Source organism: Martinezella rhizogenes (assembly GCF_007002745.1).
Lineage (GTDB): Bacteria > Pseudomonadota > Alphaproteobacteria > Rhizobiales > Rhizobiaceae > Agrobacterium > Agrobacterium cucumeris.
Map to the genome: position 1 here is coordinate 97,104 of NZ_SGNY01000007.1, position 14,856 is coordinate 111,959.

Here is a 14,856-nt window from a genome sequence, read left to right on the forward strand (position 1 = left end):
CGCATCCAGATCGCGGCCACAAGACCACATTTAGCCGCCTTGCGGCCTCCTCCCGCGCCGGATTCGTACCGAAACCGGGCGTTTAAGCCTTGACATCCACACCTGAAAGGGATGAATGTTATCGATAACATAAACCTGTACAAATGCAATGTCGAGAGACTGGAGGAAACAGTGGGCCTTAATTTGTTCGATCTTTCCGGCCGCCGCGCCCTGATCACGGGTTCGTCCCAGGGCATCGGCTTCGCGCTGGCGCAAGGGCTTGCGGAAGCCGGCGCGGAAGTGGTGCTGAACGGGCGTGACGAAGCCAAGCTGAAAGCTGCCGCAGCCGGCATCAAGGGCGCCAGAACGCTTGCCTTCGACGCCACCGACCACGGCGCAGTGCGCGAGGCCATCGACCGTTTCGAAGCCGAAGTCGGCCCCATCGATATTCTGGTCAACAATGCCGGCATGCAGCACCGCACGCCGCTCGAGGATTTTCCGGCGGATGCCTTCGAGCGTCTTTTGCAGACCAACATTGCCTCGGTGTTCCACGCGGGACAGGCGGCAGCACGCCACATGATTTCCCGTGGACGCGGCAAGATCATCAATATCGCCAGCGTTCAGACCGCTCTTGCCCGCCCCGGCATCGCGCCCTACACCGCAACCAAGGGTGCCGTCGGCAATCTGACGAAAGGCATGGCGACGGACTGGGCGAAATACGGCCTGCAATGCAATGCCATCGCGCCGGGCTACTTCGACACGCCGCTCAATGCGGCACTGGTCGCAGACGAGACCTTTTCCGCATGGCTTGAAAAGCGCACGCCCGCCGGTCGCTGGGGCAAGGTCGAAGAGCTTGTCGGCGCCTGCATTTTCCTGTCATCCGACGCCTCGTCCTTCGTGAACGGCCATATTCTTTACGTCGATGGCGGCATCACCGCCTCGCTTTAAAAACATCATTCCGGATGGCGGGCAGCAGCCGCCATCCGGCATGGGACCGACGACACCACGACACTTTGGGAGGAGGCCGTGAACACCATGACCGAGAAGAACAAAGTCGCCCTGATCGGCGCAGGCGCCATGGGCGGAGCGATCGGCACACGGCTGATCGAAACCGGCAATCAACTGACGGTTTTTGATCTGGATGCGGAGAAGGTGGCGGCCCTGACGAGCCTCGGTGCGCAAAGCGCCAGCACTGCTGCGGAAGCTGCATCCGTCTCCGATGTCGTGATCCTCAGCCTCAACTCACCGAAAATCGTCCGTATCGCCGTTTTCGGCAAGGATGGCGTGGCGGCGGGCGCAAAGCCCGGCACGCTGATCATCGACATGTCCTCCATCGATCCGGAGGCGACAAAGGAACTGGCGGCCGAAGCCGCAGAAAAGGGGCTGCGCTGGGTGGATAGTCCCCTCTCCGGCGGCGCGCCCAAGGCGCTCATCGGGCAGTTGACGCTGATGGCAGGTGGCAGTGACAGGGACGTCGCCGACGCCCATCGCGTGCTGCAGGATGTGGCCAGCAATTTTACCCATATGGGACCCTGCGGCGCAGGCCAGACGACCAAGCTCATCAACCAGGTTCTCTGCGGCCTGAACTTCCTGGCCGTGGCGGAAGCAACGCAGCTTGCGCTCGATGCCGGCGTCGATGCCGCCAAGATACCGCAGGCGCTGAAGGGCGGCCGGGCCGATAGCGCCATCCTGCAGGAATATATGCCGCGTTATGTGGCCAAGGACTATCGCCGCACCGGTCGCATCGACAATATGGTGAAAGACCTGAACGGCGCGCAGGATCTGGCCCGACGCACCAACACGGCCATGCCCTTGACGGCACTTTGCACCGAGGTGCACCGCATGCTGACGGCGGCGGGACTGGGCGGTGAGGATCAGGCCGCCCTGATGGAATTTTTCAGCGGCGCGAAACGAACCTTCCCGGACTGAGTTCCGTCATAGGGGAAACAAACCTCGACGTAACGGAGATCGTTCTTGCTGCGACCTTTTCCAGCCATTGCGAAATATCGGCACAGCGAAGATGATCTGCGAATCGGGACAGTCTTCCCGATGATCGCAAACATATGCATACAGAGGACAATTTCCCGATGACCACCTCCGCGACAGGCACGGGGATTACCGCTGTTACCGTTTCCGGCAAGGGCTTCAGCGCCGAGATCGCTTATGAGGGCGCTACGCTTCTGAGCTGGCGGCCGCGGCTTACCGACGGTGGCAACAGCGATGGCGATGGCGAAAACCTTGTCGACGGCTATTTGACGCCGGCGGAGATGCAATCACAGAACGGCGTGAGAAACGGCATTCTTGCGCCCTTCACCAACCGCATTCCCAACGGCCGCTATGACTTCGGCGGGGAGATGCACCACATCAAGCCGGTTCTTGCCCACGAGGCCCTCGTCTTCCACGGATTTGCCAGAGCCCTGCCCTTTGCTCTCGAACAATCTTTCGAGGAAAATGGCGCGCACGTGCTTATTTTCCGCAGCGAAATATCACCGACCGATTTCAGCGGCTATCCCTATCGGCTTGCCATCGAGGTGGAATATCGCTTTGCCGGCCATGCGGTTAGTATCGATATACGTGGCATCAATCACGGCGATAGGCCTTTGCCCTTCGCAGCCGGCTGGCATCCCTATTTCCGCCTGCCTGGCATCGCGTCCATCGACGATCTCCTTCTCACCCTTCCTTCGCGAACGGCGATCGAAACGGACGATGATTTGATTCCCCTGCGCGATTCACGGACAGGAATAGTCAAACGGGACGATACTCGTTTTCTCTATGCGCCTGTGGCAGGCCATGTGGTGGATGTCTGCTTCACCGACCTGATCGCATCCGAAAACGGACTTTACGAGACCCGGATCGAAAACAGGCTCGATGGTTCGAGCCTGACGGTATGGCAGGAGCGTGGCCACATGCATGTCTTCACCGGCGACACGCTGGCCCGCGACAGGCGAAAATCCATCGCGCTCGAACCGGTGGAGATGCCCACCAATGCCTTCAACCAGCCGGAGCTGGCGGCAGCAGTGACACTTCAACCGGGCGAGACCCGCAGTTTCCGTTTCGGCGTCCGCTTCGAGGCGGCGCGCTGATAAGGCACCAATGATCCTCAGATATGCGTCGTCGGCAGTGACGACGACAGCTTCACCGTCTCCATGGAGATATATGCGGACATATCGTAGAGCTGAACGCGGCGCAGGATCTGTTTATAGACCGTGTCGTAATATTCGACATTCGGCAGCACCAGCTTCAGAATATAATCGAAATTGCCGGTCAGCCGGTGAACCTCGACGATTTCAGGTATGGTGCTGACGGCGGCATGGAACTGGTCCAGCCAGTCTTCCGCATGCAGGCCGGTTCTCACCAGCAGGAAAACCGTGGTCGGCAGGTTGATCTTTCGCCGGTCGAGCAGCGCCATCGTGCCCGTCACATAACCTTCCGCACGCAGGCGCGTGACGCGCCGCGAGCAGGCGGATAACGACAGCGAAACCTCCTCCGCTATATCGGCAAGCGGCGTTTCGGCATTCTCCTGGAGAATCGCAAGGATTCGGCGATCACGATCATCAATCATCGCCAAAGAATGCACTGGTTAACGCAATGGCGCAAGAAATTTGCACGCCAAACCTATCAGACGCCCTCTGTTTGCATGCGCGCATTTAAATCTCTAAAAAAACGCATGCCGTTTTCGTCCTTGCAATGGCATTCTTGTCTTCAATCAAACTTGATAAGGGAACTCTTATGAAACGCATCGGTCTGATCGGCGGCATGAGCTGGGAATCCACCGCAACCTATTACCGCATGATCAACGAGGCCGTGCGCGACAGCCGCGGCGGGCTGGTCTCGGCCGATATCGTCATGCATTCGCTCGATTTTTCCGAAGTCGTCGCCCTGCAGAAGGCCGATCGCTGGGATGAAGCCGGTGCGCTTTTGGGCGCCGCCGGTGCGCGCCTTGCCAATGCCGGCGCCGATTGTGTGCTGATCTGCACCAACACCATGCACCTCGTCGCAGAAACCGTTGAGAAGATGTCGGGCGTCGCCCTCATCAACATTATCGACGAGACCGCTGCAGCCCTGAAAGCCGATGGCCGCCGCAAGCCGCTGCTGCTCGCCACCCGCTACACGATGGAACATGGCTTCTACACCGACCGCATGCGCCGCCACGGTGTTGATGTGGTTGTGCCCGATGCGGAAGACCGGGCCGCGATCCACGACATCATCTTCGGTGAACTCTGCCAGGGCGAGATCAAGTCCTGCTCGCGCGAGCGTTATCTCACGGTCATCGAGAAGGCCCGTGCACTGGGTGTCGATTCCGTCATTCTCGGCTGCACTGAAATTTCGCTGCTGATTAACCCCGACGCTTTGCCGCTGCCGGGTTATGATTCGACCGCCATTCACGCGAAGGCCGCCGTCGGTTTCGCGCTCGGAAACAAGGCCTTCAATAGAGCCGCATGAATGTGTCGCCTCTTTGCCTATTCCGGTAAACCGGTCTGGCTCGACAGTCTGCTGATCGAGCCGGAAGCATCACTGGTCAGCCAGTCCATGGCCGCACGGGAAGCAAAGACCGTCGTTAATGGCGATGGTTGCGGCCTTGGGTGGTATGGCGAGCGCGGCACGCCCGGCGTGTTTCGCGACACCAGACCCGCCTGGTCCGACGCCAATCTGGCGGCACTTTGCCATCAGCTCCGCTCGGGCATGTTCATGGCCCATGTCCGCTCCGCCACGTCAGGCGAGGTTTCCCGCGCCAATTGCCACCCCTTTGCCCATGGGCAATATCTGTTCATGCATAACGGCCAGATCGGCGGTTACGAGCAGATCAGGCGCGATATCGATTCTCTCATACCCGACGATATCTATGCGTCGCGACGCGGCACCGGCGACAGCGAAGCGATCTTCCTGATCGCCGCCGGCCACGGCCTTGTCACAGACCCCATCCGCGCCATTTCTACCGCCCTGCGCCTCTGTCAGGAAAAGATGCTCGCAGCCGGCGTTTCCTCAGCGCTGCGGTTCAGTGCCGTGCTGATGGATGGTGATTGCCTGCATGCTTTCCGCTGGTCCAGCGATGACAAGCCACCGACGCTTTACTGGCGTGGGCTGGATGAGGGAATTGCACTGAGTTCGGAACCCTTTTCCTTCGATTGCACCCCGTGGTGCGCTGTTCCGCCGAATACGCGCGTGACGATCCGCGCCGGCGAGATGACGACGGAACCTTTTTTCCCGACGTAAATATCGGTTTTTGCAACGATCCGGGCCTTTTTTCCGCGCTTGCCACCCAGAGCGGGAGCGGTCACGACGCCGCCTCGTTTATTTTCATTGAATTTTCCAGGCCGCGAAGGCTAGTGTGTGATCCGATAGACCGAAACAGATTTCAGGACCGGTGAACCACTTCAGAAAGTATTGCAGCCTCTCTCCCTTTTTTGAACGATGCCCCGCATCGCAACGACCACGCAAACCCGTTCAAGAACGGCGCATAAAGAGCGCGCAATGCCTTTGGCGGTCCTCGGGATGCTGAAGGAAAAGTCTTATTTTTCATAATATTAAGCCCTCCAACTTTCCGCGAAAATTGCTGTTGCCACGCCTCCATATCGATGCATAAACTGGCATCAGCAAAGGCAACACGGATCAACCTCTCAGACCCTCTCCTCCCACCAAGGTGCTGACCGACCAATGATCAATAATCTCAACGCCGCCGATCTTCCCCGCCCCGCCCCGCGCAGTTCCAACCCGGAAATCATGGCAGCGGAAATCATCGAGCGACTGACTTACCGTATCGGCAAGGACGTCAAGGTAGCCAAGCCGCATGACTGGCTGACCGCAACCATTCTCGTCGTTCGCGACCGCATCATCGACAAGTGGATGGAATCCACCCGCAAGGCCTATGCCAACAATTCCAAGCGCGTTTATTATCTGTCGCTGGAATTCCTGATCGGCCGCCTGATGCGCGACGCCATTTCCAATATCGGCCTGATGCACGAAATCCGCGACGCGCTGTCCTCGCTCGGTGTCGATCTCGACGTTATCGCCGGGCTGGAGCCGGATGCCGCACTCGGCAATGGCGGCCTTGGTCGTCTCGCCGCCTGCTTCATGGAATCCATGGCGACCGTCGACATTCCCGCCTATGGTTACGGCATTCGTTACGTGCACGGCCTCTTCCGCCAGCAGATGGCGGATGGCTGGCAGGTGGAACTGCCGGAGACCTGGCTGGCACACGGCAACCCTTGGGAATTCGAGCGCCGCGAAAGCTCCTATGAGATCGGCTTCGGCGGATCGGTGGAGACCATCGGCGGCTATGAAGACCCGCAGCGTTTCGTCTGGAAACCGGCCGAACGCGTCATCGCCATGGCTTACGACACACCGGTCGTCGGCTGGCGCGGCACCCGCGTCAACACGCTGCGCCTGTGGTCGGCACAGCCGATCGACCCCATTCTGCTCGCCGCCTTCAATGCCGGCGATCACATCGGCGCATTGCGCGAGAGCAACAAGGCGGAAAGCCTGACGCGGGTTCTCTACCCTGCGGACGCGACGCCGGCCGGCCAGGAACTGCGCCTGCGGCAGGAGTTCTTCTTCTCCTCCGCCTCGCTGCAGGACATTCTGCGCCGCCATCTGCAGCAATATCCTGATTTCACTTCGCTGCCGGACAAGGTTTCGATCCAGCTCAACGACACACATCCGGCCATCTCCATCTGCGAAATGATGCGCCTGCTGTGCGACGTGCATGGCCTCGAATTCGATGACGCCTGGAAGATCACGCAGGGGACTTTCTCCTACACCAATCACACGCTTCTGCCTGAAGCGCTGGAAAGCTGGCCGGTGCCACTGCTTGAGCGTCTTCTTCCAAGACATATGCAGATCGTTTATGCGATCAACGCCAATACGCTGGTCTATGCCCGCAAGGAAAAGAAGATGGCGGATCAGCAGATCCGTTCGATCTCTCTCATTGACGAAGGCGGCGAACGTCGCGTGCGCATGGGCAACCTCGCCTTCATCGGCTCGCATTCGATCAACGGCGTTTCTGCCCTTCATACCGAATTGATGAAGGAAACGGTGTTTGCCGACCTGCATGGCCTCTACCCCGATCGTATCAACAACAAGACCAACGGCATCACGCCACGCCGCTGGCTGATGCAATGCAATCCCGGCCTGACAGGGCTGGTGCGCGAAGCGATCGGCGACGACTTCCTTGACGATGCGGAAAAGCTCACCGCGCTTGACCGCTTTGCCGACGATGCCGGTTTCCGCGAAAAATTCGCCGAAGTGAAGCGTCTGAACAAGGTACGGCTTGCCAATACTGTGGCGCAGCGCATGGGTATCCGTGTCGATCCTTCAGCCATGTTCGACATCCAGATCAAGCGCATCCACGAATATAAGCGCCAGCTTTTGAACCTCGTGGAAACCGTGGCGCTTTACGACCAGATCCGTTCCCACCCGGAACTGGAATGGGTACCACGCGTTAAGTTCTTCGCAGGCAAGGCGGCGCCGAGTTATCACAACGCGAAGCTGATCATAAAGCTTGCCAATGATATTGCCCGGGTCATCAACAACGATCCGGCCGTGCGCGGGCTTCTGAAAGTGGTGTTTATTCCGAACTATAATGTGTCGCTTGCGGAAATCATGGTTCCCGCCGCCGATCTATCGGAACAGATTTCGACCGCCGGCATGGAAGCATCCGGCACCGGCAACATGAAATTCGCATTGAACGGCGCGCTCACCATCGGCACGCTCGATGGCGCAAATGTCGAAATGCTCGAACATGTCGGCGCTGACAACATCGTCATCTTCGGCATGACGGCGGAAGAAGTCGCAAAGGCGCGGGCCGAAGGTCACAATCCCCGTGCGATCATCGAACAGTCAGCGGAATTGTCGCAGGCACTGTCGTCCATTGCGTCAGGCGTGTTCTCGCCCGATGACCGCTCGCGTTTTGCCGGCCTTATCGACGGTATATACAATAGCGACTGGTTCATGGTCGCCGCCGACTTCGACGCCTATGCCGACGCGCAGCGCAAGGTGGATGCGATCTGGAGCGATCAGGATAGCTGGAACACCAAAACAGTGCGCAACACGGCGCGTATGGGCTGGTTCTCGTCCGACAGGACGATCCGGCAATATGCCACCGAGATCTGGAGAGCCTGATGAAAAAACCGCTCAATTCGGCCGAAGAGAAAAAGACTGGCGAAATCACGAAGGCTGAAATCGAGGCGATCAAGAGCGGTTTGCACTCCAATCCCTTTGCCCTTCTCGGCGTTCACGAAACGCCGGAAGGGTTTTCCGCCCGCTGTTTCATCCCGGGCGCCGAGGAAGTGTCCGTGCTGACATTGGACGGAAATTTCATCGGCGAACTAAAGCGGCTCGATCCGGAAGGTTTTTTCGAAGGTCCGGTCGAGCTTGCATCGCGCCAGCCGGTGCGTTACCGCGCCGGCCGCGACGATGCCGAATGGGCGGTGACCGACCCCTACAGCTTCGGCCCGGTTCTTGGACCCATGGACGATTATTTCGTCCGTGAAGGCTCGCATCTGCGGCTCTTTGACAAGATGGGCGCGCATCCTCTGAAGCTCGAGGGCGTCGAGGGTTTCCACTTCGCCGTCTGGGCACCCAATGCGCGGCGCGTTTCTGTAGTCGGAGATTTCAACAATTGGGATGGACGCCGGCATGTCATGCGTTTCCGCAAGGATACCGGCATCTGGGAAATCTTCGCGCCTGACGTCTATGCCGGTTGCGCTTACAAATTCGAAATTCTCGGTGCCAATGGCGAGCTCCTGCCGCTAAAGGCCGACCCTTATGCCCGACGCGGCGAGTTGCGGCCGAAAAACGCCTCTGTCACGGCACCGGAACTGGCTCAGAAATGGGAAGATCAGGCTCACCGCGAACATTGGGCGCAGGTGGATCAGCGCCGCCAGCCGATCAGCATTTATGAGGTTCACGCCGGTTCCTGGCAGCGCCGCGAGGACGGCACCTTCCTCAGCTGGGATGAACTGGCCGCGCAGCTCATTCCCTATTGCACCGATATGGGCTTCACTCATATCGAGTTCCTGCCGATTACCGAACACCCCTATGACCCTTCCTGGGGTTACCAGACGACCGGCCTTTATGCCCCGACCGCCCGTTTCGGTGATCCGGAAGGTTTCGCGCGGTTCGTCAACGGCGCTCACAAGGTCGGCATCGGCGTCATCCTCGACTGGGTGCCGGCGCATTTCCCGACTGACGAGCACGGGCTTCGCTGGTTTGACGGCACGGCGCTTTATGAGCACGCCGATCCACGTCAGGGTTTTCATCCCGACTGGAACACGGCCATCTATAATTTCGGCCGTGTTGAGGTGATGTCCTACCTCATCAACAATGCGCTTTATTGGGCCGAAAAATTCCATCTTGACGGCCTGCGTGTCGATGCGGTCGCCTCGATGCTTTATCTCGATTATTCCCGCAAGGAAGGCGAGTGGATTCCCAACGAATATGGCGGGCGTGAAAACCTCGAATCCGTCCGCTTCCTGCAGAAGATGAATTCGCTCGTTTATGGCACTCATCCCGGCGTCATGACCATTGCGGAAGAATCCACCTCCTGGCCAAAAGTCTCCCAGCCCGTTCATGAAGGCGGCCTCGGTTTCGGCTTCAAATGGAACATGGGCTTCATGCACGACACGCTGAGCTACTTCTCGCGTGAGCCGGTGCATCGCAAGTTCCACCATCAGGAACTGACCTTCGGTCTGCTTTACGCCTTCACCGAAAATTTCGTGTTGCCGCTTTCCCATGACGAGGTGGTGCACGGCAAGGGATCGCTGATTGCCAAAATGGCGGGCGACGACTGGCAGAAATTCGCCAACCTGCGGTCCTATTACGGTTTCATGTGGGGTTATCCCGGTAAGAAGCTGCTGTTCATGGGCCAGGAATTCGCGCAATGGAGCGAGTGGAGCGAAAAAAAATCGCTCGACTGGAATCTGCGCCAATATCCCATGCATGAGGGCATGCGCCGCCTCGTGCGTGACCTTAACCTCACCTATCGTTCAAAACCCGCTTTGCACGCCCGCGACTGCGAGCCGGAAGGTTTCCGCTGGCTGGTGGTCGACGACCACGACAATTCCGTCTTCGCCTGGTTGCGCATGGCGCCCGGTGAAAAACCGGTGGCAGTCATCTGCAATCTCACCCCGGTCTACCGGGAAAGTTATTATGTGCCGCTGCCCCAGGCCGGGCGGTGGCGGGAGATTCTCAACACCGATGCCGAAATCTATGGCGGCAGCGGCAAGGGAAATGGCGGACGCGTTCAGGCTGTCGATGCCGGCGGAGAAATCGGGGCGATGCTCGTCCTGCCGCCCCTGGCGACGATCATGCTTGAGCCGGAAAACTGACAGACAGAGAGGGAGGACACCATGTCGGAAAAAAGAGTTCAGCCACTGGCGCGTGATGCAATGGCCTATGTCCTCGCAGGCGGCAGAGGAAGCCGCCTGAAGGAGCTGACGGACCGCCGGGCAAAACCCGCCGTTTATTTCGGCGGCAAGGCGCGCATCATCGATTTCGCGCTCTCCAACGCGCTCAATTCCGGCATTCGCCGCATCGGCGTCGCCACGCAATACAAGGCGCATTCGCTCATCCGCCACCTGCAGCGCGGCTGGGACTTTTTCCGCCCCGAACGTAATGAAAGCTTCGATATTCTGCCGGCCTCGCAGCGCGTGTCCGAAACGCAATGGTATGAAGGCACCGCAGACGCTGTCTATCAGAACATCGATATCATCGAACCCTATGCGCCGGAATATATGGTCATTCTCGCCGGCGATCACATCTACAAGATGGATTACGAATACATGCTGCAGCAGCATGTCGATTCCGGTGCTGATGTGACGATCGGCTGCCTTGAAGTGCCGCGCATGGAAGCGACCGGCTTCGGCGTGATGCATGTGAACGAAAAAGACGAGATCATCGACTTCATTGAAAAACCGGCCGATCCGCCCGGCATTCCTGGCAATGAAGGTTTTGCGCTCGCCTCCATGGGCATCTATGTCTTCCACACGAAATTCCTGATGGAAGCGCTGCGCCGCGACGCCGCCGACCCGACCTCCAGCCGCGATTTCGGCAAGGATATCATTCCCTATATCGTCAAGCACGGCAAAGCCGTCGCCCACCGCTTCGCGGATTCCTGTGTGCGCTCGGATTTCGAACACGGGCCGTACTGGCGCGACGTCGGCACCATAGATGCCTATTGGCAGGCCAATATCGACCTCACGGACGTGGTGCCCGACCTCGACATCTACGACAAATCCTGGCCGATCTGGACCTATGCGGAAATCACCCCGCCGGCCAAATTCGTGCATGATGACGAGGACCGTCGCGGTTCGGCCGTGTCGTCGGTCGTCTCGGGCGACTGCATCATTTCCGGTGCGGCCCTCACGCGCAGCCTGTTGTTTACCGGCGTGCGCGCCAATTCATACTCCCGCCTTGAGAATGCCGTAGTACTGCCGAGTGTGAAGATCGGGCGTCATGCCCAGCTCAGCAATGTCGTCATCGACCATGGCGTGGTCATTCCGGAAGGACTGATTGTAGGAGAAGACCCAGAACTGGATGCCAAACGTTTCCGCCGCACGGAAAATGGCATCTGCCTTATCACCCAATCGATGATCGACAAGCTGGACCTGTAGAGCCCATGAATGTCCTTTCGGTTTCATCCGAAATCTATCCCCTGATCAAGACCGGAGGGCTCGCCGACGTTGTCGGCGCGCTCCCCATCGCGCTCGAAGCCCACGGCGTCAGAACGCGGACATTGATACCCGGCTATCCGGCGGTGAAAGCCGCCGTGACGGACCCCGTCAAATGTTTCGAATTTACCGATCTTCTCGGTGAAAAAGCCGAGGTGCTCGAGGTACGGCATGAGGGGCTGGATCTCCTCATTCTCGATGCGCCCGCTTATTACGAGCGGTCCGGTGGACCTTATCTCGACCAGACCGGCAAGGATTATCCAGACAATTGGAAGCGCTTCGCGGCACTGTCGCTCGCGGCAGCCCGCATTGCCGCCGGCGCGCTTCCCGACTGGCGGCCGGATATGGTGCATGCCCATGACTGGCAGGCTGCCATGACACCGGTCTATATGCGTTATGCGCAAACGCCGGAGATTCCGAGCCTTCTCACCATCCACAACATCGCCTTTCAGGGTCAGTTCGGTGCCAATATCTTCAGCAAGCTGGCACTGCCCCCACATTCCTTCGGCATGGAAGGCATCGAATATTATAACGATGTGAGCTTCCTGAAGGGCGGCCTGCAGACGGCAACCGCACTTAGCACCGTCAGCCCGTCCTATGCCGAGGAGATCCTCACCCCGCAATTCGGCATGGGCCTGCACGGCGTCATCGGCAGCCGCGCCCATGTGCTGCACGGCATCGTCAACGGCATCGATGCCGATGTCTGGAACCCGGCGACAGACCATCTGATCCACGACAATTATTCGGCCGCCAATCTCAAGAACCGCGCGCTGAACAAGAAGGCGGTCGCTGAGCATTTCCGCATCGATGACGACGACAGCCCGCTTTTCTGCATCATTTCCCGCCTCACCTGGCAGAAGGGCATCGACCTCATGGCGGAAGCCGTGGACGAGATCGTTGCCCTCGGCGGTCGTCTTGTGGTGCTTGGCGCGGGCGAAGTGGCGCTGGAAGGCGCGCTTCTGGCGGCCGCATCCCGTCACCATGGCCGCGTCGGTGTTGCCGTTGGTTATAACGAGCCGCTGTCGCATCTGATGCAGGCGGGCTGTGACGCGATCATCATTCCCTCGCGTTTCGAGCCCTGCGGGCTTACCCAGCTTTACGCGTTGCGTTACGGCTGCATTCCGGTTGTCGCCCGCACCGGCGGCCTTGCCGACACCGTGATCGACGCCAACCACGCCGCCATCGCCAATAAATCGGCGACCGGCGTGCAATTCTCGCCCGTCACGCTTGACGGTCTCAAACAGGCGATCCGCCGGACCGTGCGTTATTATCACGACCCGAAACTTTGGACACAAATGCAGAAACTCGGCATGAAATCCGACGTTTCCTGGGAAAAAAGCGCCGGTCTTTACGCCGCGCTTTACAGCCAGCTTATTTCGAAAGGCCATTGAAACAATGATCAAGACCGTTCAGACCAAGCCCTATCAGGACCAGAAGCCGGGCACTTCCGGCCTGCGCAAAAAGGTGCCGGTTTTCGCCCAGGAAAATTACGCCGAGAACTTCATCCAGTCGATCTTTGACGCGCTTGAGGGCTTTCAGGGCCAGACGCTGGTGATTGGCGGCGACGGCCGTTATTACAACCGCGAAGTCATCCAGAAGGCGATCAAGATGGCCGCGGCTGCCGGTTTCGGCAAGGTTCTGGTTGGTCAGGGCGGCATTCTTTCCACGCCCGCCGCCTCCAACATCATCCGTAAATACAAGGCCTTCGGCGGCATCGTTCTTTCCGCCAGCCACAATCCCGGCGGCCCGAACGAAGATTTCGGCATCAAATACAATATTGGCAATGGTGGCCCGGCACCGGAAAAGATCACCGACGCAATCTATGCCCGCTCCAGGGTCATCGACAGCTACAAGATTTCCGATGCCGCCGATATCGATCTCGACAAGGTGGGCAGCTTCAAAGTCGATGAGCTGACGGTCGAGGTAATCGATCCGGTCACCGATTACGCGGCGCTGATGGAAGAGTTGTTCGATTTCGGTGCAATCCGTGCGCTGATTGCCGGTGGTTTCAAGGTCGTGGTCGATTCCATGAGCGCGGTTACCGGCCCTTATGCCGTGGAAATCATCGAAAAGCGCCTCGGCGCGCCGAAGGGCTCCGTCCACAACGCAACGCCGCTGCCGGATTTCGGAGGCCATCACCCCGACCCGAACCTTGTCCATGCCAAGGAGCTTTATGACGATGTCATGAGCCCGCAGGGTCCGGATTTCGGCGCGGCTTCCGATGGTGACGGCGACCGCAACATGGTGGTCGGCAAGGGCATGTTCGTCACGCCATCCGACAGTCTCGCCATCATCGCCGCCAATGCCAGACTGGCACCCGGTTATGCCGCAGGCATTTCCGGCATTGCCCGCTCCATGCCAACAAGTGCGGCAGCGGACCGTGTCGCCGAAAAGCTCGGGCTTGGCATGTATGAAACGCCGACCGGCTGGAAATTCTTCGGCAACCTCATGGACGCCGGCAAGGTGACGATCTGCGGCGAGGAAAGCTTTGGCACCGGCTCCAACCATGTGCGTGAAAAGGATGGCCTCTGGGCCGTGCTTTTCTGGCTGAACATCGTCGCTGCCCGCAAGGAAAGCGTAAAAGACATCGTCACGAAGCACTGGGCCGAATATGGCCGCAACTATTATTCCCGCCATGACTATGAAGAAGTGGATTCGGACGCCGCCAACACGCTGGTCGCCACCCTGCGCGAAAAACTCGCCACGCTCCCCGGCACCAGCTATGGCAATCTGAAGGTCGCGGCTGCGGATGATTTCGCCTATCACGATCCGGTCGATCAGTCGGTGAGCAAAAATCAGGGTATCCGCATCCTGTTCGAGGGCGGTTCGCGCATCGTGCTGCGCCTTTCCGGTACCGGCACGGCAGGCGCGACGCTCAGGCTTTACGTGGAGCGTTACGAGGCGGATGCGGCCCGTCATGGCATCGAAACGCAGGAGGCACTCGCCGACCTTATTGCCGCTGCCGATACGATCGCCGGTATCAAGGCCCATACCGGCCGCAACGAACCGAGCGTTATTACCTGAAGTTGCCGCGGCGCTTGTCTCTTCCGGGAGAGAGGGCGCCGCGCAATAGGATGGCATCTGGCAAGGCAGACTATAGGGGTGACACACCCTTCGCCACATTCGGCATCATCCTCGGGCTTGGCCCGAGGATCCATGGTGCAGCCGGGTTGTGGGTCCCTCGGGTCAAGCCCGAGGATGACGCAGGAGA

At 59.1% G+C, this 14,856-nt stretch carries 11 protein-coding genes; 10 read left to right on the forward strand and 1 reads right to left on the reverse strand.

Annotation, left to right across the window (positions count from 1 at the left end; all coding sequences use genetic code 11):
• The first annotated feature begins 171 nt into the window (after nucleotides 1-171).
• The 3 genes from EXN68_RS19665 (at nucleotide 172) to EXN68_RS19675 (ending at nucleotide 3,062) form a co-directional block, all read left to right on the forward strand.
• Nucleotides 172-927: an SDR family oxidoreductase gene (locus EXN68_RS19665; RefSeq protein ID WP_142842462.1), complete on the forward strand. Its 756-nt coding sequence runs from the start codon at nucleotides 172-174 to the stop codon at nucleotides 925-927.
• An 87-nt stretch (nucleotides 928-1,014) separates the two neighbouring features.
• Entirely contained in the window at nucleotides 1,015-1,908 is an 894-nt protein-coding gene (locus EXN68_RS19670) for an NAD(P)-dependent oxidoreductase (RefSeq protein WP_142842612.1), read from the forward strand.
• Between the two features lie 158 nt (nucleotides 1,909-2,066).
• Nucleotides 2,067-3,062: an aldose 1-epimerase gene (locus EXN68_RS19675; protein ID WP_142842463.1), complete on the forward strand. Its 996-nt coding sequence runs from the start codon at nucleotides 2,067-2,069 to the stop codon at nucleotides 3,060-3,062.
• A gap of 17 nt (nucleotides 3,063-3,079) precedes the next feature.
• On the opposite strand, the gene EXN68_RS19680 is transcribed toward EXN68_RS19675, so the two are convergent.
• Nucleotides 3,080-3,541, reverse strand: coding sequence for an Lrp/AsnC family transcriptional regulator (locus EXN68_RS19680; protein ID WP_142842464.1), 462 nt, complete (start codon nucleotides 3,539-3,541; stop codon nucleotides 3,080-3,082).
• Nucleotides 3,542-3,708: 167 nt separating this feature from the next.
• On the opposite strand from EXN68_RS19680, the gene EXN68_RS19685 reads away from it, so the two are divergent.
• The 7 genes from EXN68_RS19685 (at nucleotide 3,709) to EXN68_RS19720 (ending at nucleotide 14,669) form a co-directional block, all read left to right on the forward strand.
• The gene (locus tag EXN68_RS19685; RefSeq protein ID WP_142842465.1) at nucleotides 3,709-4,422 is read left to right on the forward strand and encodes an aspartate/glutamate racemase family protein; all 714 of its coding nucleotides are present in this window, start codon (nucleotides 3,709-3,711) and stop codon (nucleotides 4,420-4,422) included.
• Nucleotides 4,423-5,193, forward strand: coding sequence for a class II glutamine amidotransferase (locus EXN68_RS19690; RefSeq protein WP_142842466.1), 771 nt, complete (start codon nucleotides 4,423-4,425; stop codon nucleotides 5,191-5,193). It abuts the gene before it with no gap.
• Nucleotides 5,194-5,634: 441 nt separating this feature from the next.
• Nucleotides 5,635-8,097 (forward strand): glycogen/starch/alpha-glucan phosphorylase, encoded by a 2,463-nt coding sequence (locus EXN68_RS19700; RefSeq protein ID WP_142842467.1) that lies wholly within the window; start codon nucleotides 5,635-5,637, stop codon nucleotides 8,095-8,097.
• Entirely contained in the window at nucleotides 8,097-10,304 is a 2,208-nt protein-coding gene (gene glgB / locus EXN68_RS19705) for a 1,4-alpha-glucan branching protein GlgB (protein ID WP_142842468.1), read from the forward strand. The genes EXN68_RS19700 and glgB overlap by 1 nt, the downstream gene beginning before the upstream one ends.
• 21 nt (nucleotides 10,305-10,325) lie before the next feature.
• The gene (glgC, locus tag EXN68_RS19710; RefSeq protein ID WP_046801691.1) at nucleotides 10,326-11,588 is read left to right on the forward strand and encodes a glucose-1-phosphate adenylyltransferase; all 1,263 of its coding nucleotides are present in this window, start codon (nucleotides 10,326-10,328) and stop codon (nucleotides 11,586-11,588) included.
• Nucleotides 11,589-11,593: 5 nt separating this feature from the next.
• A complete protein-coding gene (gene glgA, locus EXN68_RS19715; RefSeq protein ID WP_142842469.1) occupies nucleotides 11,594-13,036 on the forward strand; it encodes a glycogen synthase GlgA in 1,443 nt (480 codons plus the stop codon).
• Between the two features lie 4 nt (nucleotides 13,037-13,040).
• Nucleotides 13,041-14,669 carry an alpha-D-glucose phosphate-specific phosphoglucomutase gene (locus EXN68_RS19720; protein ID WP_142842470.1) on the forward strand — a complete coding sequence of 543 codons (1,629 nt, stop codon included), beginning with the start codon at nucleotides 13,041-13,043 and terminating at the stop codon, nucleotides 14,667-14,669.
• Nucleotides 14,670-14,856: the final 187 nt, after the last annotated feature.